This window comes from Microcystis sp. M165S2, from assembly GCF_020245885.1.
In the GTDB taxonomy this organism is placed as follows: Bacteria; Cyanobacteriota; Cyanobacteriia; order Cyanobacteriales; family Microcystaceae; genus Microcystis.
In genome coordinates, this window is the sequence record NZ_JADBTZ010000275.1 from 1 (window position 1) to 20,506 (window position 20,506).

Annotated in this window: 18 protein-coding genes; 14 read left to right on the top strand and 4 right to left on the bottom strand. The window is 44.8% G+C overall.

Annotated features, from left to right (window positions below; genetic code table 11):
• The 3 genes from IM479_RS13735 to gifA all read left to right on the top strand — a co-directional run.
• The coding region (locus tag IM479_RS13735; RefSeq protein WP_287699461.1) for a zinc ribbon domain-containing protein at nucleotides 1-156 on the top strand (156 nt) is incomplete at its 5' end.
• A gap of 79 nt (nucleotides 157-235) precedes the next feature.
• Entirely contained in the window at nucleotides 236-823 is a 588-nt protein-coding gene (locus IM479_RS13740) for a hypothetical protein (protein WP_287076642.1), read from the top strand.
• Between the two features lie 261 nt (nucleotides 824-1,084).
• Entirely contained in the window at nucleotides 1,085-1,261 is a 177-nt protein-coding gene (gene gifA / locus IM479_RS13745; RefSeq protein WP_287076640.1) for a glutamine synthetase inactivation factor IF7A, read from the top strand.
• 160 nt (nucleotides 1,262-1,421) lie between these two features.
• Here gifA and ahr read toward each other — a convergent pair whose 3' ends face one another.
• Nucleotides 1,422-2,426, bottom strand: coding sequence for an NADPH-dependent aldehyde reductase Ahr (gene ahr / locus IM479_RS13750; RefSeq protein WP_287076638.1), 1,005 nt, complete (start codon nucleotides 2,424-2,426; stop codon nucleotides 1,422-1,424).
• Between the two features lie 399 nt (nucleotides 2,427-2,825).
• On the opposite strand from ahr, the gene dnaK reads away from it, so the two are divergent.
• From dnaK to rsgA, 4 genes are all read left to right on the top strand, one after another.
• Nucleotides 2,826-4,874 carry a molecular chaperone DnaK gene (dnaK, locus tag IM479_RS13755; RefSeq protein WP_287686619.1) on the top strand — a complete coding sequence of 683 codons (2,049 nt, stop codon included), beginning with the start codon at nucleotides 2,826-2,828 and terminating at the stop codon, nucleotides 4,872-4,874.
• Between the two features lie 232 nt (nucleotides 4,875-5,106).
• Nucleotides 5,107-6,231 (top strand): molecular chaperone DnaJ, encoded by a 1,125-nt coding sequence (gene dnaJ, locus IM479_RS13760; RefSeq protein WP_287675357.1) that lies wholly within the window; start codon nucleotides 5,107-5,109, stop codon nucleotides 6,229-6,231.
• Nucleotides 6,232-6,233: 2 nt separating this feature from the next.
• Nucleotides 6,234-6,455 (top strand): sulfurtransferase TusA family protein, encoded by a 222-nt coding sequence (locus IM479_RS13765; protein WP_287686604.1) that lies wholly within the window; start codon nucleotides 6,234-6,236, stop codon nucleotides 6,453-6,455.
• Complete coding sequence (rsgA, locus tag IM479_RS13770; protein ID WP_287686605.1) at nucleotides 6,456-7,532, top strand: small ribosomal subunit biogenesis GTPase RsgA; 1,077 nt, start codon at nucleotides 6,456-6,458, stop codon at nucleotides 7,530-7,532.
• A gap of 142 nt (nucleotides 7,533-7,674) precedes the next feature.
• On the opposite strand, the gene IM479_RS13775 is transcribed toward rsgA, so the two are convergent.
• Together IM479_RS13775 and IM479_RS13780 are read right to left on the bottom strand one after the other, a co-directional pair.
• Nucleotides 7,675-7,905, bottom strand: coding sequence for an IMS domain-containing protein (locus IM479_RS13775; protein ID WP_353737579.1), 231 nt, complete (start codon nucleotides 7,903-7,905; stop codon nucleotides 7,675-7,677).
• A gap of 506 nt (nucleotides 7,906-8,411) precedes the next feature.
• The gene (locus IM479_RS13780; protein ID WP_287686607.1) at nucleotides 8,412-9,611 is read right to left on the bottom strand and encodes an acetate and sugar kinases/Hsc70/actin family protein; all 1,200 of its coding nucleotides are present in this window, start codon (nucleotides 9,609-9,611) and stop codon (nucleotides 8,412-8,414) included.
• Nucleotides 9,612-9,666: 55 nt separating this feature from the next.
• On the opposite strand from IM479_RS13780, the gene IM479_RS13785 reads away from it, so the two are divergent.
• The 6 genes from IM479_RS13785 to adhE all read left to right on the top strand — a co-directional run bounded on the left by IM479_RS13785 (nucleotide 9,667) and on the right by adhE (nucleotide 18,687).
• A complete protein-coding gene (locus tag IM479_RS13785; protein ID WP_287686609.1) occupies nucleotides 9,667-10,374 on the top strand; it encodes a Crp/Fnr family transcriptional regulator in 708 nt (235 codons plus the stop codon).
• 130 nt (nucleotides 10,375-10,504) lie between these two features.
• Entirely contained in the window at nucleotides 10,505-10,843 is a 339-nt protein-coding gene (cutA, locus tag IM479_RS13790; protein WP_287076628.1) for a divalent-cation tolerance protein CutA, read from the top strand.
• A gap of 174 nt (nucleotides 10,844-11,017) precedes the next feature.
• Nucleotides 11,018-13,723, top strand: a complete 2,706-nt coding sequence (locus tag IM479_RS13795) for a phycobilisome rod-core linker polypeptide (protein ID WP_287686610.1) — start codon at nucleotides 11,018-11,020, stop codon at nucleotides 13,721-13,723.
• 100 nt (nucleotides 13,724-13,823) lie between these two features.
• Complete coding sequence (locus IM479_RS13800) at nucleotides 13,824-15,062, top strand: ATP-binding protein (protein WP_287686611.1); 1,239 nt, start codon at nucleotides 13,824-13,826, stop codon at nucleotides 15,060-15,062.
• The gene (locus tag IM479_RS13805; protein ID WP_287686613.1) at nucleotides 15,059-15,571 is read left to right on the top strand and encodes a hypothetical protein; all 513 of its coding nucleotides are present in this window, start codon (nucleotides 15,059-15,061) and stop codon (nucleotides 15,569-15,571) included. The genes IM479_RS13800 and IM479_RS13805 overlap by 4 nt, the downstream gene beginning before the upstream one ends.
• Before the next feature lie 449 nt (nucleotides 15,572-16,020).
• On the top strand, nucleotides 16,021-18,687 hold the full coding sequence (gene adhE / locus IM479_RS13810; RefSeq protein WP_287686614.1) for a bifunctional acetaldehyde-CoA/alcohol dehydrogenase: 2,667 nt from the start codon (nucleotides 16,021-16,023) through the stop codon (nucleotides 18,685-18,687).
• Nucleotides 18,688-18,752: 65 nt separating this feature from the next.
• Here the strand turns inward: adhE and gloB are convergent, their stop codons facing one another.
• Nucleotides 18,753-19,526 (bottom strand): hydroxyacylglutathione hydrolase, encoded by a 774-nt coding sequence (gene gloB, locus IM479_RS13815; protein WP_287686616.1) that lies wholly within the window; start codon nucleotides 19,524-19,526, stop codon nucleotides 18,753-18,755.
• Nucleotides 19,527-19,710: 184 nt separating this feature from the next.
• On the opposite strand from gloB, the gene IM479_RS13820 reads away from it, so the two are divergent.
• Complete coding sequence (locus IM479_RS13820; RefSeq protein WP_287079636.1) at nucleotides 19,711-20,268, top strand: Panacea domain-containing protein; 558 nt, start codon at nucleotides 19,711-19,713, stop codon at nucleotides 20,266-20,268.
• Nucleotides 20,269-20,506 lie beyond the last annotated feature (238 nt).

Genomic DNA, 20,506 nt, shown 5'->3' on the forward strand with positions numbered 1-20,506 from the left:
GAATGGGATTGTCCAGACTGTGGGACACACCATGACCGAGATATTAACGCTAGTAAAAACATTTTGGCCGCAGGACTTGCGGTGTCAGTCTGTAGAGCGACCATAAGACCAGAACAGATTTACTCTGTTAAGGCAGGTGCGGAACCCCAATCGTGAGGTTTGGGAATCACCGTCCGTTTACGGCGGTGAGGATGTCAACATAAAGAGGAATCCTCTCTCAGGTAAGAGCGGTAGTATGGCTTACTCGACACAGCAGTTAATTGAAATCCTCGATCGAGAAATGCACGCCACTTGCAAAGGGGAACGTCTGTTACTCTCCCCGGCGGAGCGCATTGATAATCCAGTGATTGCCAAGGCGATCAATCTAGAAAAGGTGGGCAAAGTCTTCGCCTATCAGGATTTTCGCCGCCAAGTTCACGATTATCAACAACAATATCAGGTTTCGGGCATTATCTGGCGTGTTTGTCAATGGGGCGATCGCACTCTCCGTTATCCCGAAATTCATAATCAATTAGTTGCCGTGGCGGGTGACAAGGAAATTCTCATGGCTGCCAAAGCCTCGGTTTTAGAGTTTTGGAACAGTATTACCCCTAATATGAATTTTTGGTGGGCGCTTAACTCCCGTCGTCCCATTTCTGCCGATTCTCTAGCAGAATTAGTCGCCCAGTCCGAATGGGCGGAATTAGATGTGGCGCGCACAGAATTATATCTCGGCCTCTGTTGGGGTAATCCTTTAGAACACCAGTATCAATGGGCGCAACCCTTTTCCGGTTGTCATCGCATTATCGCCGCCGTCGATGAACCTAGTTCGATTAAGGTCTGAGGGCGATTGATGTCTTGGGAATTATGAATTATGAATTATGAATTGGGGTGTGGGGTGTAGGGAGGGAAACCTCTTTCATCTCTGGTGGTGAAAATTTTTTCATCGAGACTGACTCCTGATGATCGACTCCTATTGTAAAGTTTTGTTAATTTTTCTGGGATTAGGGTATTTTGTAAAAATAGATACAGAATTGTATGTTATATATATTAGTAGGTGATTAAAAAAGTTCAAAATGCGATTTGCAGATCGGAGGAAATGATTATGTCTACAGAACAACAAGCTCGCGCCTTAATGATGCGTCACCACCGCGCCGTCAAAAATCGTCAACAATCGATGTTAGAGAGAAGTGCTTCTGAAATCGGTATTGACAATGACAATGGCTACGGGGAAACCGTTCAACGTCGCTTCTCGGCCGACTTTTCTTCACAAACTTATTGATCGCTCTGGTGTTACTCTCAGTTAGGGTCTTAGATTTCGCCAAAGTGTAAGCTTTCAATCTTAGAATTAAGTGAACAATCAGCCCACACAAACCGAGATAGGAATGTGTGGGTTTTCGGTTTTTAGAAATCATGGGGTTACGTCTGGGATAGAGATGGTTTTATTTTATTTGCAAGACGAGGCGATATTTAGGTTGTCCAGTTCTCAATTTTTCCATGGCTTCATTCACCTGCGAGATAGGATAGGTTTCTGTAACGGGTTCAATGCCATGGCGAGAGGCAAATTCGATCATTTTATTGATGGTACTGGGACTACCCAAAGGACTACCAGAAATCGATTTTTGACCCATAATCAAGGGAAAAGCGTAGGTAGCCATGGGTTCAAGAACAGCCCCAACAATATGCAGACGACCTTTGGGACGTAAACAGGCGATATAAAGACCCCAATCGAGATTAACGTTAACGGTAGAGATGATGAAATCAAAGTAATTTTGTACCGATTGCAAAGCTTCGGGGTCTCTGGAATTGATAAAATGAGTCGCGCCTAATTCTTTGGCCTCCGCTTCTTTATCGGGACTACTGGAAAAAGCGGTTACTTCGCAGCCCCAAGCTTTGAGGAATTTTAAGGCTATATGGCCCAATCCACCAATACCAATGACACCAACTCGGGCCGTGGGTTTAATATCAAATTGCACAATCGGATTAAAGACGGTAATACCACCACAAAAAAGCGGGCCAGCTTTGGCAGCATCCAACTGGTTCCCCAAGGGAACTAACCAACTATGATGGGCCCGGACTTTTTCAGCAAAACCGCCATGGCGACCGACGATAGTTCCTTCGGCAGTAGCACAAAGGTTTTGATCCCCTGACATACAAGTTTCACAGGTCGAACAGGAACGGGAAAACCAACCAAGACCGACTCTTTGCCCTATCTTTAATTCTTTGACTTTAGCACCGAGAGCGGCGATCGTGCCGACCACTTCATGACCGGGGACAAAGGGATAGGTGGTCAGTCCCCAATCGTTATCGAGCATACTTAGGTCACTGTGGCAGATGCCGCAATATTCCACCTCGATTTCCACATCTTCATCCGCTAATATACCCGGATCGTAGTCAAAAGGCTCTAGTTTTCCCCCTTTCTCTCGGGCAGCATAGGCTCTAATCATGATTAAGTCCTCTAGGATCGGTTTATTGGTTATCTTATCCCAAATTTATCGAAAATTCCGGTTAAGAAGATTGGGCGATAATTCCACTGCTAGGGACATCAACATCAAGGAAGTCCGCTCGTGATGATTAAAAAAATCTTAAAAACTGGAATTTTAAGAATAGCCAGAGGCGATCGCTAACTAGCAGCATCAGCAAAATTACTGGTTGTGGGTTACTCTTGTATATAGACTGGTCGCTGGCCGCTTGCGGACTTTACCGAGAAGTTTTGTTAAGATCGGATAAAAATTGTCCTGTTTCAACCTCGGCAAGATTAGACGAGATAAAAAGCCCGTTTCTAATTTGCGGATAATTTTTGTCAGCGATTGTATCCTATTAACTATAGTTATTATCAGAGCGTCATGGGAAAAGTCATCGGCATCGACTTAGGGACAACCAACAGTTGTGTTGCGGTACTCGAAGGAGGTCAGCCGATTATAGTTGCCAACTCGGAAGGGGGAAGGACAACTCCTAGTATCGTGGGATTCGGCAAGGGCCAGCGCCTAGTGGGACAACTGGCCAAACGTCAAGCGGTCACTAATGCCGAAAATACCGTCTATAGCATCAAACGTTTTATCGGTAGGCGTTGGCAAGACACCGAGGTAGAAAGGGGACGAGTTGCCTATCATTGCCAACGCGGTCGCGATGATACCGTCAATATCAAAATTCGCGATCGGGAATTTACCCCCCAAGAAATCTCGTCCATGATCCTGCAAAAATTAAAGGCCGATGCTGAGGCCTATCTGGGAGAACCGATTAACGAGGCCGTGATTACAGTTCCCGCCTATTTTACCGATGCCCAACGTCAGGCCACTAAAGACGCGGGGATAATCGCAGGACTAGAAGTATTAAGAATTATTAACGAACCCACCGCCGCCGCCCTGGCCTACGGTTTAGATAAACAAAACGAAGATCAACATATCCTCGTTTTTGACCTAGGGGGAGGAACCTTCGACGTTTCCATCCTGCAACTAGGGAAGGGAGTCTTTGAAGTGAAAGCCACCGCCGGCAATAACCATCTTGGGGGGGACGATTTTGATAACCTCTTAGTGCGGTGGCTGGTGGAGAACTTTCAAAGCCAAGAAAACATCGATCTAACCAGCGATCGCATGGCGATCCAAAGACTGCGAGAAGCCGCCGAAAAAGCCAAAATCGAGCTTTCTAGCCTGATTACCACGTCGCTCAATCTCCCCTTTATCGCCGCCGACGAAACCGGTCCTAAACACCTAGAATTGGAAATAACTCGCGCTAAATTCGAGGAATTAACCAGAGAATTAGTGGAAAAAACCCTCGAACCCGTACAACAGTCCCTCAAAGATAGCGAACTGCAGCCTAGCGATATCAACCGTGTCATTCTCGTCGGTGGTTCCACCAGAATGCCCGCCGTACAGCAATTAATCTCCCGTTTCTTTTCTGCGGGCCAGATCGATCGCTCTGTTAACCCCGATGAGGCCGTTGCTTTGGGGGCGGCGATTCAAGCTGGAGTTTTAGGTGGAGAAGTGGCAGATGTCCTCCTTCTTGATGTCACCCCCCTTTCCCTCGGCATTGAAACCCTCGGCGAAGTCTTTACCAAAATTATCGATCGCAATACCACTATCCCCACCAGTAGATCTCAGGTTTTTTCCACCGCTGCCGATGGTCAAACTTCGGTGGAAATTCATGTTCTGCAAGGGGAAAGGGCCATGGCCCGGGATAATAAAACCCTCGGTAAATTTCTCCTGACGGGAATTCCTCCCGCCCCTAGGGGTATGCCACAAATCGAAGTGGCCTTCGAGATCGATGTTAACGGCATCTTGAAAGTGGCCGCCAGCGACCAAGGCACCGGCAAGGAACAAAGTATTGTCATTAGCCATACTGGAGGGCTGAAACCGAACGAAATTGAAAAAATGCGCCTAGAAGCCGAAAAATACGCCGAATTTGATCGCAGTCGTCTGCAAATGATCGATATTCGCCACCAATCCGATAGTCTTTTCTATAGCTACGAAGTCACCCTCAGGGAAAACAGTGAGTTAGTCGCCCCCGATATCCGGCAACTGGCCGACCAGAAGCGGCAACAGTTGGAAATCGCCCTGCGCGACCCTTCCATATCCTCAGAAAAGCTAAAAACCACCCTGGAAGAATTTCGTCAGATTGTCCTCGAAATCGGTACCCGCATCTACACGGGTAAACAAGAGGAAACCCAACCCCTCAACGGTACTGGTTTTCAATCGATCGATGTCACCGAAAAACTGACCCGACCCACCCGCACCCAAGCCACTTCCTCCAATACCTTCGCCAAGGGGCTAACCCTCTCCCACACTAGAACCAGAACCTATAGTAATCTGGAAACTAAATCCGGCGAATCGGGCAGTGATGATCAGCCCTACGATGGCGAAGAAATGAGTGCCAGTGACTACGAGGCCGTAGATTAAAAAGGGAAAAGCCATCAGCCTTTTCAGTGATCAGTAATCAGTAATCAGTGATCAGATGTGAGTTTTCAGCTTTTTTCTCCCCTATCCCCTATCCCCTATCCCCTATCCCCCATCCCCTAACCCCCAGCAAAAATAGTAGGGATAACCCAACTAAACTATTATGTATAGTTTGTTAAAGTAACAACTAGACTTAAACTTTATTTATAAATTGCCAGCAGAACCATAGTCCCCTATGCCCACTGATTACTACGAAATTCTAGGTGTCTCGCGAGATGCCGGCAAAGAAGACATCAAACGCGCCTATCGTCGTCTCGCCCGAAAATACCATCCCGATGTTAACAAAGAACCAGGAGCCGAGGAACACTTCAAAGAAATTAACCGCGCCTACGAAATTCTCTCGGAACCAGAAACCCGCAATCGTTATGACCGCTTTGGTGAAGCTGGGGTTTCTGGGGGCGCTGCCGGTTTTGATCCCGACAATATGGGCGGTTTCGCCGATATCTTTGAGACAATCTTTAGTGGTTTCGGGGGCATGGGCGGCCAAGCAACCGCCCGCCGACGCACAGGCCCTACCCGGGGCGAGGATCTACGTCTCGATTTTAGACTAAAATTCCGCGAGGCTGTCTTTGGCGGCGAAAAGGAAATCCGCATCCGTCATCTGGAAACCTGTCAAAGCTGTAAAGGTAGTGGGGCCAGACCAGGAACCAGTTCCCGTACTTGTACTACTTGCAATGGTACTGGTCAGGTGCGTCGCGCCACCCGTACTCCCTTCGGTACTTTTGCTCAAGTTTCGGTCTGTCCCACCTGTGACGGTGCTGGCGAAGTGATCGAGGAAAAATGCGACGTTTGCGGCGGTTCCGGACGCAGACAGGAAACCAAAAAACTGAAAATTACCATCCCCGCAGGGGTTGACAACGGCATGAAATTGCGCGTTGCCCGGGAAGGTGACGCAGGACTTAAAGGCGGGCCGCCGGGGGATTTATTCGTTTATCTAACCGTGGAAAACGATGGGGAATTTCAACGGGAAGGTAATGATATTAAATCGGATATCACGATTAGTTATATCCAAGCGATTTTAGGATGTACCATCAAAGTTAATACGGTAGATGGCCAAGAAGACCTGACTATCCCTGCCGGTACTCAACCGAACACCGTACTGATTTTAGAAAATAAAGGGGTTCCCAAATTAGGCAATCCCGTCAGCCGCGGTGATCATCGCATTACCGTTAAAATCTCGATTCCTACCCGTGTCACCGGAGAAGAACGGGAATTGCTGGAAAAATTAGCAAAAGTTCGCGGGGAAACCGTGGGGAAAGGCGGAATCGAGGGATTTTTAGGTAATATCTTCCATAAATAATTATGACTTTAGACCTGCGCGGCACTCCCTGCCCAATTAATTTTGTCCGGACAAAATTGCAATTAGAGAAAATGACCGCCGGGGAACGGTTGGAAGTCTGGTTAGATGCTGGGGAACCAATCGAACAGGTTCCCACTAGCCTGACAGTGGAGGGTTATCATATAGAATCGATCGAAGACCGAGATAGCTTTTTTGTTCTCAAAGTCTATCGCCCCGATTCCTAAATGGTAGATGCACAATTAACCGATTTATACGGTACAGTGGTGGCCGTACAGGCGAATTTCTATCAGGTACGCTTGGATTCTCCCGTTATGGGCGAGAATCTCCTCTGTACCCGTCGCGCTCGCTTGCAAAAAATCGGTCAATCGGTGATGGTTGGTGATCGGGTACGGGTGGAGGAAGCCAATTTTGATGATCGGCAGGGTGCGATCGCAGAAGTCCTCCCCCGCAGTACCGAGATCGATCGGCCGGCCGTTGCTAATATCGAGCAGATTTTGCTAGTTTTTGCCCTTGCTGAACCCGTCCTCGATCCTTGGCTGATCAGTCGTTTTTTGGTGAAAGCCGAGTCCACAGGCTTAGAAATTGCGGTCTGTGTCAATAAAATTGATCTGGGGAAACCGGAACAAATAGAGGTCTGGGGCGATCGCCTAGCTAGTTGGGGATACCGGCCTTTTTTTGTCAGTGTGGAGAAAAATCGGGGATTTGAGGCTTTATTGGCACAATTAAACCATAAAATCACTCTCTTGGCTGGTCCTTCGGGAGTGGGAAAATCGAGTTTAATTAATTGTCTAATTCCTGAGATTAATCAACGGGTGGGGGATGTGTCGGGAAAACTACAAAAAGGTCGTCACACCACCCGTCATGTGGAGTTATTTGCTTTACCAAATCGGGGTTTATTGGCCGATAGTCCGGGATTTAACCAACCGGATATTAACTGTTTACCGGAACAATTAACTTTTTATTTTCCGGAAGTGAGACAGCGTTTAGCTTTAGGAAATTGTCAATTTAATGATTGTACTCACCGTCGGGAACCTAACTGTGTGGTGAGGGGAGATTGGGAACGTTACCAACATTATTTAGAGTTTTTAGAAGAAGCGATCGCACGAGAACAGTCATTACAGAAAACTAGCACAAAAGAGTCAAGTTTAAAGTTAAAAATTAAAGAAGCAGGTCAAGAAACCTACGAACCCAAATTAGCCAATAAAAAATATCGTCGTCCTTCCCGTCGCGGCAAAAATCAAGATCAGGAACGCTACGAAAATAAAACTCTCCAAGATATTTATAATGATGATTCTGAATAGAATCGGTTAGGTTGCCTTTATCTTTAGGGTTAATTTATAAATACTGTCTAAAGATGAAAATTTAACAGCAATGATTGTATCTATGGGTTTTTATCTGAACTATTTTTTACTTTTATTCTCGCACTTTTGGAACTAATTCAACTTATCTACGAGCTAAATTTTTAATAGTTCTAGAGTTAGCTATTTTCCATGTTCCCTCGTCATTTTCAAGATTATAGCGAACCAATGAGGTGCTAAAAGCACTATTTTTTCGATCAATTTGACCCTGATTGTTATAGAGTGTTCTTTCTTCAGTAACCACCACATCAACTGTAGCTTGATCACCAGAGGCTGTAAAATTATTAACTGAATCTATTCTCTGAACTCCATAGATATATAGCGTTTCCTGTTCGCAAAAGGTACATTATCGATGTTAAAAAGCTTAATCAGCAAAGGTTTAAATGTGCCACACAGGTGTGAGAAACGCTATAATAAGCACCATTATTAGCTAACCATTCGGAAGAACTTTCTTGACCATCAGAGCTTTTTATTTTGTCATTATAAGCTTTACCTGTAAGTAGGGTCTGCTGAATAAATCTAAAAACCTTGTTGGGTAAGACTTTTAGACTTTTGGGAAATCAAAAAGTACTGGACATGGGAGTGATCCGGGGGGGGGGAAATTCAGTGACTTTTTCCCTGAAAATTAGGTAATTGACCCTCTGAAAACGGGTAAAACCCTACACCCCACACCCCACACCCTACCCCCACCGAAAAACTTTTTCAGCAGACCCTACTTAGTTGATGATAGGTGGTGCGTTACGACGGATTGTTACCTTCAAGTCAAAGCAGCAATTTCGGCCGTCTAACGCACCCTAAGTTTTACCACTGAGGTTGATGTTTTTAAGCATTATTGACCTTCTCACCTCTAAGAGCCGAAAATAAACAGAGACGACCCAAACCCAAGATTGTTGGTGAGAAGTTTTCCTGACTGGGGGCCTCTAGATGGCAACCAGCAAATTCTTGCTGTATTTCTGTTAGAAAATAGGGCCAAATGGTTAAGAAAAAATTACCGCTAAAAATTATTCGATCGATATCTTCAAGACTTTTTTGCTGTTTTTCTAACAAATCATTAACTTTTTGTCTTAAATTATCTATATATGGTATAATGACCTTCTTATTTAAATCGGTGCGACTGACCGTCCAAGTATGACCGGCTAGAGAGGAGGTAAATTCGCTTTCTTCTTGAAGGATTAATTTAGTTAATCTAGCGGCTGCCAGTAAAGATTTTTTTAAGGGATTAGTATCGGTGAGAGCGGAGCGGGAAAGAGGCAAAAAAGAACGCCAGAGAGGATAAATTAAGTGAGAGAGTATGGCCTGTTCATAGGTGTTTTCCCCGTAGTTAAAATGGCTCAGAGCGATCGCTTGACGGGATAAAGAGCGAGTTTGCGGTGGGACTTCCACTATTGCTAAAGTGGTGGTTTCCCGTTTCCCTTCGACAACCAGTAGGGTTTGGGGTTGGGGTTGGTCGCTAGTGGGAATATGGGCCAGAGCAGTAGCGATCGCTGTTTCTAGACTAGATAGGCGATCGGGGGGTATTAGTTGCGCTGTGAGAAGGGCTTTTTTCAGGTCATCCGTGGGGGTTTCCCCGTCATCGGTGATAATAATAGCTTCTAATCGCTCTAGGGCTTCCCAGAGCCAAGAATCGGTGCTAAAATCCCGATTAGATAGCCAGCTAATTAGATATTCGTCCACCTGAGGGCAGGGTAAGCGATCGCTTGTTCCCGTTGCCAGACTCCAAGAAAGAGGATAAAAATCGATCAGTCCTTGGCTTTCCCGAAAAAAGACAACTTTTACCCCCTCTGGTTGCACCTCCATTCCCAGCGACCAACGGGCAACTTCAGGGGTTGGATCGGGCAACAATAAGGGAGAAAGCAGCGCTCTGGCCGATTCTAATTGTTGACGAGTGGCGATAATTGTCTCGGAAGTAACTTCTTGCGGGTTAACTAGAGAAGAAATCACCTTGGCAAGAATCCGATCGATCTCGGTCAGTAGGGAGGAAAAATCCGGTTTATCGGTCACTGGATAACTAAAAATACCCACAACTTTCCATTGTAGAATCACCCACCTAAAACGAACAAAATTTAAATATTAAACTATGGAAGAAAAACGCTATCCTGCCGAAAAATCAGCAGAAATTCAAAAATTATTAGATACAGCCACTTTATTGGTCGGTTTGCCCCCTGAAACCCTCGCTCAAGTTACTTCTCATGCTGTCACCCGCACTCATCCTGCTAATCGGGCGATTTTATTAGAAAATGATTGGGGTGGTTCGGTTTACTTTATTCTGGATGGTTGGGTGAAAATTCGTACTTACGATATAGAGGGTAGAGAAGTCACCTTAAATATCGTCGGTAAAGGGGAAATAGTCGGAGAAATGGCCGCTTTAGAAGAATCTCCCCGCTCCACCGATGCTATCACCTTAACCACGGCCACAATTAGCAGTATTCCCGCCCAAGATTTTATTAATCTGCTCATATCGGAGCCTTTAGCGGGAATTCGTCTTTCTCAGTTAATGGCCAAGCGTTTACGTCAACTTAACCGGCGTTTACGTTTGCGCGAGGCCGATAGTCTCTCCAGAGTCGTCGATACTTTACTCTTTTTGGCCGAAGGTCAAGGACGAAAAAGCGGCCAGGGTACGATAATTCCTAATTTACCTCACCGGGAATTGAGTAGCATTAGTGGCCTGGCCCGGGAAACCGTGACCCGATCCCTGACCAAATTGGAGAAAAAAGGCCTGATTCAAAGACAGCAGGAATCTCTGTGTATTCCCGATCTGGCCGCTCTAGAAAAAGCGATCACCTAAATTCAGTGATCAGTGATCAGTGATCATACTAAATCCGGTTATTAAAGACTGATTATCTATTCCTCCTTTTGCCTATTGCCTTTTGCCTCTTGCCTATCCTGATATGTAGCCTATACTCAACGGATTTAGTATGACCGAAAGATTAACCAGTTTTGGAGTGGTGCTGGTGACAACCACCAGCGAAACGGAAGCGGAAAACTTAGCGATCGCTTTACTTAACGAGCGATTGGCAGCTTGTGTCAGTATTTACCCGATTCGTTCCATTTATCGTTGGCAGGGACAGATTGAAAACGAGCGCGAATGGCAATTAGCGATTAAAACTGATTTAAAGCAGTTTGAGCAGTTATCGGCGAAGATACAGGAACTTCATACCTATGCAGTCCCAGAAATCATCGCTTTACCGATTGTAGCGGGTTCTCAGACCTATTTAGACTGGTTAGCCTCCCCTACGGGTGGGGTGTCAGAATAGACCAATCGGTAAGTTTAGCGAAAAAAATCTATATAATTCTTAATAAACTATCTCAGGAAGCGCAAAAAGTTTTAATCTAGATGCTGATTAAATTTTTAAACATCTGGTTTTAAGACCGATCGCCTCCACGATTGGAGAACTCAGCACATCGTCAAGGGAGATAGTTAAAATCCAATGAGTCTTAAGGCAAGCGGTGGCAGCTCCTTAGCGCGTCCCCAACTCTATCAAACCGTCCCAGTATCTGCCATTACCCAAGCAGAACAACAAGACCGCTTTCTCGATAAACCCGAACTCAATGAACTGATCGCCTACTTCCAATCGGGGAGCAAGCGCTTAGATATTGCCCAAACGCTCACCCGGAACTCCGATCTGATCGTCTCGCGGGCAGCTAACCGGATTTTTACCGGTGGTTCACCCATGGCCTACCTAGAAAAACCCCCCGTGGAAGAATTGGCCCTGGTGGGTGCGGGTAAAGTTACCAACGTCCAGGAAGGGATGAAATTAGGAACCGTTACCTACGCTGAAAGCGGGGCCGGTGGCGGCAGTGGCATACTCGGGGGCTTAAAAGGGATTTTCACCTCTAGCGGCCCGATTCCCCCCGGATTCCGACCGATTAACGTCTCTCGTTACGGTCCGAGCAATATGCAGAAGTCCCTCCGGGATTTATCCTGGTTCCTGCGTTACGTTACCTATGCGATCGTGGCAGGTGATACCAGTATCCTGATCGTTAACACCCGCGGTTTAAGGGAAGTTCTCGAAAATGCCTGTTCCATTGATGCCACCATCGTGGCCCTACAAGAAATGCGGGCCGCTTCGATCGAGTATTTCCAAAGAGACAAGGATGCGGCCACTTTAATCAGTGACTATTTCAATATCCTACTGGGTGAATTAAAAGCCCCCACCCCCTCTAATAAACTGCGTCAGCGTCCCAGTAGTGACCAACAGGGTTTAAGTCTTCCCCAAAGCTACTACAACGCCGCCGAAAAACGGCAAAAGTTTGTCATGAAAACTGGTTTATCGGAGTCGGAAAAATCTTCGATTATCAAGGCCACCTACAGACAAATTTTTGAACGGGACATCACTCGCGCCTACAGTCAGTCCATTTCTGACCTAGAATCGAAGGTGAAAAACGGCGACATCTCGATGAAAGAATTCGTCCGTCGTCTCGGTAAATCGCCTCTCTACCGTAAACAGTTCTTTGAACCTTTTATCAATAGTCGCGCCTTAGAATTGGCTTTCCGTCATTTCCTCGGTCGCGGTCCTTCCTCCCGGGAAGAAGTGCAGAAATACTTCTCGATCGTCTCTAGCGGCGGTTTAGCGGCGTTAATCGATGCTTTAGTCGATTCTCAGGAGTATTCCGACTATTTCGGCGAAGAAACCGTTCCCTATCTCCGGGGTTTGGGTGCAGAAGCGCAGGAATGTCGTAACTGGGGGATGCAGATCGACCTGTTTAACTACAGCGCACCTTTCCGCAAAGTTCCCCAATTTATCACCACCTTTGCTAAATACGATCGCCCCTTACCGGATCAGCACGTTTACGGTTCCGGAAATGATCCCCTAGAAATCCAATTTGGGGCAATTTTCCCGAAAGAAACTCGCGAACCTAGTTCTAGTCCCGCTCCCTTTGGTAAAGATACCAAACGTATCCTCATCCACCGCGGACCTGCCACTAATAACCAAAATAGCAACCCCGGCGCCCGAGGTGAATTCCCCGGTACTTTGGGACCGAAAGTTTTCCGTCTCAATAACGAGTTACCCGGTTCTAGCAATGGGGTAAGCGTTAAATTTGGCGAAAGTTCCACCCAAAGAGTGATTTTAGCGGCTTATCGTCAGGTTTTCGGTCGAATGCCCTACGAAGGTCAGCGTTTGTCCGTGGCCGAGATTAAGTTAGAAAATGGCGATATTACTCTGCGCGAGTTTATCAAAACCCTAGCTAAATCCGAGGCTTTCCGGAAAATCTACTGGACTCCTCTCTATGTGGTCAAAGCGATCGAATATATTCACCGTCGTCTGCTCGGTCGTCCCACCTACGGTCGTCAGGAAATGAATCAATATTTCGATCTTTGCTCGAAAAAAGGCTTCTATGCTTTAATCGATGCCCTTATCGACAGTCCTGAATATACGGAAGCTTTTGGTGAAGATACGGTTCCCTACGAGCGCTATCTAACTCCCCAAGGGATGCAGTTACGGATGGTGCGTTTGGGCAATCTCCGCGAAGATATCGGCCAAAGAGTTGATAAAGAGGAAACCCCGCGCTTTATTGAATTGGGTACACCTTTGGTCTCGATTCGCACTGAACCCGATATTCAATCTCGTGTCGGTCAAGGTGTCACGGTTCAACGGGAACAAACTAAGGTCTTTAAACTGTTAACTAATCTGGATAAAGTTGCCGTACAAAATACTGTTCGCGCCGCCTATCGTCAGATTTTTGAACGAGATCTCGAACCCTATATCATCAATGCCGAATTTACTGCTTTAGAGAGTAAATTGAGCAATGCTGAGATCACGGTGAAAGAGTTTATTGAGGGTTTAGGTTGTTCGGATCTTTACCTGAAAGAATTCTATGCTCCCTATCCGAATACGAAAGTAATTGAATTGGGAACCAAGCACTTCTTAGGTCGCGCTCCCTTGAATCAAAAGGAAATCCAGAAATATAACCAAATTCTGGCAACTAAGGGATTAAAGGCCTTTATCGGTGCTATGGTTAATAGCATGGAATACCTACAATTATTTGGTGAAGATACGGTTCCCTATCGTCGTTTCCCGACTCTACCAGCCGCTAATTTCCCCAATACGGAACGGTTATACAATAAGCTGACTAAACAGGATAGTGAACTGGTTGTTCCTAGTTTTAAACCAGTAGTTAAGGTTGGTGGCTAATTAGTCCTTGAAGTTAATTAATTTAGCTCGTGTTCAACACGAGCTTTTTTCAGGACAAATTACTGCCCAAAATTTATTATCGTCAATCAAGGGGATAACAATGAGCCAAATTAAAGTTAAAAACTTCGGTCCAATTAAGGCGGGTTTAGTAGAAAATGATGGTTTTATCGACGTTCGGAAAGTAACGATTTTTATCGGTAATCAAGGAACTGGAAAAAGTAGCATTGCTAAATTAATATCAACATTAAGCTGGTTGGAAAAAGCTCTATATCGTGGGGATTTAGAGGAAAAATATGTTATTAAATATAATCGTTTTGTTAAATCTTTTTGTCAGTACCAAAATTTAACCAATTACTTTTTACCCGAAACCCAAATTGAATACAATGGAGATGTTTATAGAATTAGTTTTGAAAATGCTAAATTATCGATCGAGCGTACTGATAATCCAAAGTATCGAGTACCAAAAATTATGTATGTACCAGCAGAGCGAAACTTTTTGAGTGCAGTAAGATGGCCAGAAAAACTCAAAGGACTGCCAGAATCATTATATACTTTCTGGGAAGAATTGGATCGCTCACAACAGGAATTATCTGGCAGTTTGACTTTGCCAGTAGGTGAGGTTAAATTGGAATTTGATAAACTTAATAGACTGGTCAAGATTGTGGGTAGTGATTATCAACTAAATCTATCAGAAGCTTCCAGTGGTTTTCAGTCTTTTGTTCCTTTATTTCTCGTTTCTCGAAATATTGCTTTATCGATTAATCGAACTCAAGAAACTTCCCGCAATGAACTCAGTGGAGAGGAGCAAAAAAGATTAAAAATGGAAATCGAGAAAATTCTCTCTAATGATAATCTTTCCGATGACCTAAAAAAGGCAGCACTAGAAGTGTTATCTTCTAAATACCGCAATGAGTGTTTTGTAAATATTGTGGAAGAAATTGAGCAGAATCTATTTCCCCAATCTCAGAAAAAGATTTTATATAAATTATTTGAATTTGCCAATTTAACCCAGGAAAATAAACTAATTTTGACTACTCATAGTCCTTATATTATCAACGATCTAACCCTAGCTATCAAAGCGGATAAAGTTATCAAAAAAATCCTATCATCAGCGATTTCTAACGCCGATTATCTCCAAGAAAAGCTCAACCAAATTGTCCCGAAAGCCTCTTGTATAGCGGCAGAAGATGCTATTGTATATGAATTAACAGAGCAAGGAGAAATCCGAGAACTTGCTACCTATGAGGGTTTACCTTCTGATGAAAATTATCTCAATCTTTCCCTAGGAGAGACAAATCAGCTTTTTGATGATTTACTGGAAATCGAAGAACAGTTATGAAGATAAATTTCTTTGATAAAAAATGTCAGAGTCAAACCCATCGGCATAAATTTGGAATTTGTGATCCGCCATCTCCCTCAGAAAATCCCGCTTATTTAGACACAGAAAATCCCAGTGATTGGATTGCTATTGTGGAAAACTCTCAAGAAATTGAAGTGACATTTACCGCTATTGATAAATGTATTGAAATTAGAAAAGTCGATGGTAGTGGTGGCATGGATACACGCTGTCAGGGAATGCTGACCTATGCTAATTGTTTGATTTTTGTAGAATTAAAAGAACGAAAGGGGAAAAATTCGGTGTGGGTAGGAGAAGGAGAAAAGCAACTGAGAAACGTAATTCGGGTATTTATTGAAAATCATGGTATAGAGGATTATTCGTCCAGAAAAGCCTACATTGCTAATAACAAAAAGCCTAACTTTCAGACTTCACAAATGGAGAGGATGGAAAAATTTCGCCAAGAAACTGAGTTTAGATTAATCATTCAAAACACCATCAAAATTGACTGATTTAATTCTATTTGATTCGGTTGCTCTGAAGATATTTATTTTCTAGAGTGTAGAGATATCCTAGTTTGATGTTGAATCTCACCCTGAATCCGTTGCCAAGCTGTGATCAACTTTAAACTTTTCACTCAAGGAGCGCGGAATAGAACCAGCTTCTCGAACACCGGCTTGAATTTCTGGTAACTTGATCATTGAGTCTCTGTCCTCAAACTTTTTCTAGGTACTGGTCAATCCTAATTTATACTAAATCCAGTTATCAAAAACTGATTATTTATTCTCCCCTTTGCATGAGTGCCTGTCCTGATATGTTACCTATGCTCAATGGATTTAGGATTAGTATTCTATAATACCAATGCTTAGGAAACTATAAAGAAAATCCCAAGATTAAGCGAATCCCCTGCCGAAAAACGCTATAAGAGAATAAAAAGCGTAATTTTATCTACAAAATTGTTATGACAGTTACCAATAGACAAGAGCTAGAAGAACTCATTCAACAGGTAAAAAAAGCTCAACAACAATTTGCCAACTATAGCCAAGAACAAGTAGATCTTATCTTCAAAAAAGCGGCATTAGCAGCTAACAACGCTCGCATTCCCCTGGCTAAAATGGCCGTACAAGAGACGGGGATGGGAGTAATAGAGGATAAAGTGATTAAAAACCATTTTGCCTCAGAAATCATCTACAACAAGTATAAACACAGCAAAACCTGCGGCATTATCGAAGAAGATAAATCCTTTGGTCTGCAAAAAATCGCCGAACCCGTGGGCATTTTAGCGGGGATCGTACCCACAACAAATCCCACCTCTACAGCCATTTTTAAAGCCCTAATTGCCCTGAAAACCCGCAACGGCATCATTTTTTCCCCCCATCCGCGAGCCAAAGACTGCACCATCGCAGCGGCCAAAATTGTCTTGGAAGCGGCCGTGAAAGCGGGAGCGCCGGCTGGTATTATTGGTTGGATCGATCAGCCATCGGTGGAACTTTCCCAAGCATTAATGCAACATCCCTGCATTAATTTAATCCTCGCTACCGGCGGTCCGGGTATGGTAAAAGCGGCCTATTCTTCGGGAAGACCTTCCTTAGGAGTCGGCGCTGGCAATACCCCCGCTTTAATTGACGAAACCGCTCACATAAAAATGGCCGTTTCCTCAATTATTCTCAGTAAAACCTTCGATAACGGCATGATTTGCGCCTCCGAACAATCGGTGATCGTTGTCGATAGCATCTATGAGGAAGTTCGACAGGAATTTATTGATCGCGGGGCCTATCTTCTTTCCCCCGAAGAAAGGGAAAAAGTCGCCGAGATTCTCCTAAAAGATGGTCATATCAACCCCGATATCGTCGGGCAATCAGTGGAAAAATTAGCCGCCATAGCGGGAATTTCTGTTCCCGAAGATACCCGATTACTAATCGGAGAAGTAGAAAATATTGGCTTAGAAGAACCATTTTCCTACGAAAAACTCTCGCCAATTTTAGCTATGTACCGAGCGAAAGACTTTGAAGATGGGGTGAAAAAAGCCGAAAAACTGGTCTTATTTGCGGGTCGAGGTCATACGGCCGTGCTTTATACATCTCCCTCAAATCGGGAACATATTAAGCGCTTTGAAGACAACGTAGAAACGGCCCGGGTATTAATTAATACCCCTTCCTCCCAAGGTGCGATCGGTGATATCTATAACTTCCGTCTCGATCCTAGTTTAACCCTCGGTTGTGGCACTTGGGGCGGTAATTCCATCAGCGAAAACGTCGAACCTAGCCACCTGTTAAATATTAAAACCGTGGCCGAGCGCCGGGAAAATATGCTTTGGTTCCGAGTACCACCAAAAGTATATTTTAAATACGGGTCATTACCGATCGCTATTCGGGAATTAGCCGGCAAAAAACGGGCCTTTATTGTCACCGATAAACCTCTTTTTGATCTAGGAGTTACCGCAGCTTTAGAGGAAGTTTTAGAAGAAATCGGCATCACGGTTAATATCTTTTATGATGTGGAACCCGATCCTTCCCTAGAAACCGTCGAACGGGGGTTAAATGTGATTAATACCTTCAATCCCGATGTGATTATCGCTATCGGTGGCGGTTCCCCGATGGATGCGGCCAAAATCATCTGGCTACTCTACGAGCATCCAGAGATAGAATTCGAGAGCTTGGCCATGCGCTTTATGGATATCCGCAAACGAGTCTATGAATTGCCCCCTTTAGGTCAAAAAGCTCTGATGGTCTGTATTCCCACCACTTCGGGAACAGGATCGGAAGTGACTCCCTTCGCTGTTGTTACCGATCGCCGTAATAATATTAAGTATCCTCTGGCAGATTATGCCCTAACTCCCAGCATGGCCATCGTCGATCCGGAATTAGTGCTGAATATGCCGAAAAAATTGACAGCCTACGGCGGAATTGACGCTTTAACTCACGCTCTTGAGGCCTACGTCTCGGTTTTAGCCTCAGAATATACTAATGCTCTTGCTCAAGATGCCATCCGACTGCTGTTTAAATACCTGCCCAGTTCCTATCATAACGGAGCCAAAGACCCGAAAGCGCGGGAAAAAGTTCATTATGCGGCGACAATGGCAGGAATGGCCTTCGCTAATGGCTTTTTAGGCATCTGTCACTCCATGGCCCACCAATTGGGGGCCATTTTCCACATTCCCCACGGTCTCGCCAATGCCTTGATGATTTCCCACGTCATCCTCTATAATGCCACCGATGCCCCCTTTAAACAGGCCACCTTCTCTCAGTACAAATATCCTAACGTGAAATGGCGCTATGCCAGGATCGCCCATTCCCTGGGATTGGGAGGAGAAAGCGAGACCGAAAGTGTGGAAAGATTGGTATTAGCGATCGAATGTTTAAAACGGGAAATCGGTATTCCGGCCAGTATCAAAGAGGTAATTCCCGAAACTGAAGCCGAATTTATGGCCAAATTAGACCATTTAGCCGAACAAGCTTTCGATGATCAGTGTACCGGAGCCAATCCCCGTTATCCCCTGATTGAGGACTTAAAAAACCTCTTAATCCAAGCTTATCACGGCAATTTGCCCCTAGAGGTGGCGGTAAATGGTCACGGTGATGTCAGTCTTGCCGATTTGAAGTTAGATCCGCAACCCTTGAGCTTGTAATCTGATCCGATAACGCGATCGATCCTGAGAATACAGGATCGATCGTTTTTTTGACGCCGCTACTGCTAAAAATTATCCTTTTTCCCCCGCAGCCGTGCAAACACTTGTACTGGTTCTCTGCTATCCATGGTCATTTCCAAAGCGGGACTATCCCAGCGCAAAAAAGGATTAGTCAGCTTTTCCGTCCCCAAAATTGCCGGAATCGTGGGAATATCTTGAGCGCGATTTTTCTCCACTTCCCGATAACGCTGTTGCAGAGCAGCATTATTAGGGTCAACTGTCAAGGCAAACTTTAAATTATTTAACGTATATTCGTGAGCGCACCAAACCCTGGTCTGGTCAGGCAGCGATCGCAATTTAGTTAAAGAAGCCACCATTTGCCCCGGTGTTCCCTCAAATAAACGACCACAACCCCCAGAAAACAGGGTATCACCGCAGAATAACTCGCCGCAATCTCCGGGGTTAACCGGGGGAAAATAATAGGCAATATGAGCGCGAGTGTGGCCGGGGACAAAGAAAACCTCGGCCCAGCGACCGGCAAATTCCACCCGGTCCCCCTCCTCTAAAAACAGCTGCTGGCCCGGAATGCGACCGCGATCCTCCTTTCCCCCATAAACACAAAGATGGGGATAACGATTAATTAAAGCCTGATTAGCCCCCACATGGTCGCCGTGGTGATGGGTATTGAAAATAGCGACTAAATCCACCTGTAAAGCCTCTAATCGCCTGAAAACGGGTTCAGGTTCGGCCGGATCCACCACGGCCGCGATTTTTTGTGCGCGATCGTAGAGGAGAAAAATATAATTATCGGAAAGGGCGTTAAGACGTTCGATCTCCATGCTAGACTCTTGGGCTAAGGTTTAACTCGATCATACCTATAGCAGCCGATGGCAGCATCTTTTAGAAATCAGGCTAGAAGCCTCAACCACTGGGACAAAATCTTAAATGTGGCCGATGTAGAATAATAACTATAATAAAAGTGTAATAAAAGTGTCATAAAAAAGCAGTGAATTTATAGTAGTTATGACGATCAAATTTCGGTTTCATCCAGAGAAAGCAGTTGAAGCCGCTGCTATACTCTTAAAGCTACACGGCAAACCGATGAAGTATTTAGGGCTGCTGAAAATGCTCTATATAGCTGATCGTCTTGCTTTAAAAACCATGGATCAACCAATTACCGGGGATAGATATGTATCAATGGATTATGGACCGGTTCTCAGGGGTGTTTATGATTTGATTAAAGGACAACCCGTGGACTCTGCCTTACCCCTGTGGTCGAAATATATTTCTCCCCGGGATTCTAATTATGTTGACCTGCTGCAATATCCCGGCAATGAAGAACTCTGTGAAGAAGAAGAAATGATTCTTAAACAGGTTTACAACACTTTTGGCCATCTCAATCCCTTTCTTGTAGCCGAATGGACTCACGATCTACCAGAATGGAAGGATCCCCATGGTTCCGCTATTCCAATTTCAGTAGAGGATGTTTTGCGATTTATGGGTAAAACAGAGGAAGAAATCGAAGATATTAGCCAAGAAGCCCAGCGAGAAGCCTATTTAGATGGAGCTTTACATGGCTAGTCTGGTTGTCAAGCTGGGGGATGCCTTTTTAATCGATACACCCCCTAATAAGCAACATCTCTACATTGCGATCGCAAAGACTTCTGAAAATAGATATTTATCTTAAATGTCGGGTGAAGACCCTCAGTTTCACTGACGGGATGAAACCCGACCAATATAGAACAGCGAAGCACCACTAAATCCTTGACAGTTTTGTGCTGGATATGTTAGTATAAAGAAAGTTGTTTGAGGTCGATAA

Bases quoted from the DNA above. Each gene is read 5' to 3' on its own strand.
- gifA (WP_287076640.1), top strand. From the start codon at position 1,085: ATGTCTACAGAACAACAAGCTCGCGCCTTAATGATGCGTCACCACCGC.
- dnaK (WP_287686619.1), top strand. From the start codon at position 2,826: ATGGGAAAAGTCATCGGCATCGACTTAGGGACAACCAACAGTTGTGTT.
- IM479_RS13800 (WP_287686611.1), top strand. From the start codon at position 13,824: ATGAGCCAAATTAAAGTTAAAAACTTCGGTCCAATTAAGGCGGGTTTA.
- IM479_RS13805 (WP_287686613.1), top strand. From the start codon at position 15,059: ATGAAGATAAATTTCTTTGATAAAAAATGTCAGAGTCAAACCCATCGG.
- IM479_RS13740 (WP_287076642.1), top strand. From the start codon at position 236: ATGGCTTACTCGACACAGCAGTTAATTGAAATCCTCGATCGAGAAATG.
- rsgA (WP_287686605.1), top strand. From the start codon at position 6,456: ATGGTAGATGCACAATTAACCGATTTATACGGTACAGTGGTGGCCGTA.
- ahr (WP_287076638.1), bottom strand. From the start codon at position 2,426: ATGATTAGAGCCTATGCTGCCCGAGAGAAAGGGGGAAAACTAGAGCCT.
- IM479_RS13765 (WP_287686604.1), top strand. From the start codon at position 6,234: ATGACTTTAGACCTGCGCGGCACTCCCTGCCCAATTAATTTTGTCCGG.
- IM479_RS13785 (WP_287686609.1), top strand. From the start codon at position 9,667: ATGGAAGAAAAACGCTATCCTGCCGAAAAATCAGCAGAAATTCAAAAA.
- dnaJ (WP_287675357.1), top strand. From the start codon at position 5,107: ATGCCCACTGATTACTACGAAATTCTAGGTGTCTCGCGAGATGCCGGC.
- adhE (WP_287686614.1), top strand. From the start codon at position 16,021: ATGACAGTTACCAATAGACAAGAGCTAGAAGAACTCATTCAACAGGTA.
- IM479_RS13820 (WP_287079636.1), top strand. From the start codon at position 19,711: ATGACGATCAAATTTCGGTTTCATCCAGAGAAAGCAGTTGAAGCCGCT.
- cutA (WP_287076628.1), top strand. From the start codon at position 10,505: ATGACCGAAAGATTAACCAGTTTTGGAGTGGTGCTGGTGACAACCACC.
- IM479_RS13795 (WP_287686610.1), top strand. From the start codon at position 11,018: ATGAGTCTTAAGGCAAGCGGTGGCAGCTCCTTAGCGCGTCCCCAACTC.
- gloB (WP_287686616.1), bottom strand. From the start codon at position 19,526: ATGGAGATCGAACGTCTTAACGCCCTTTCCGATAATTATATTTTTCTC.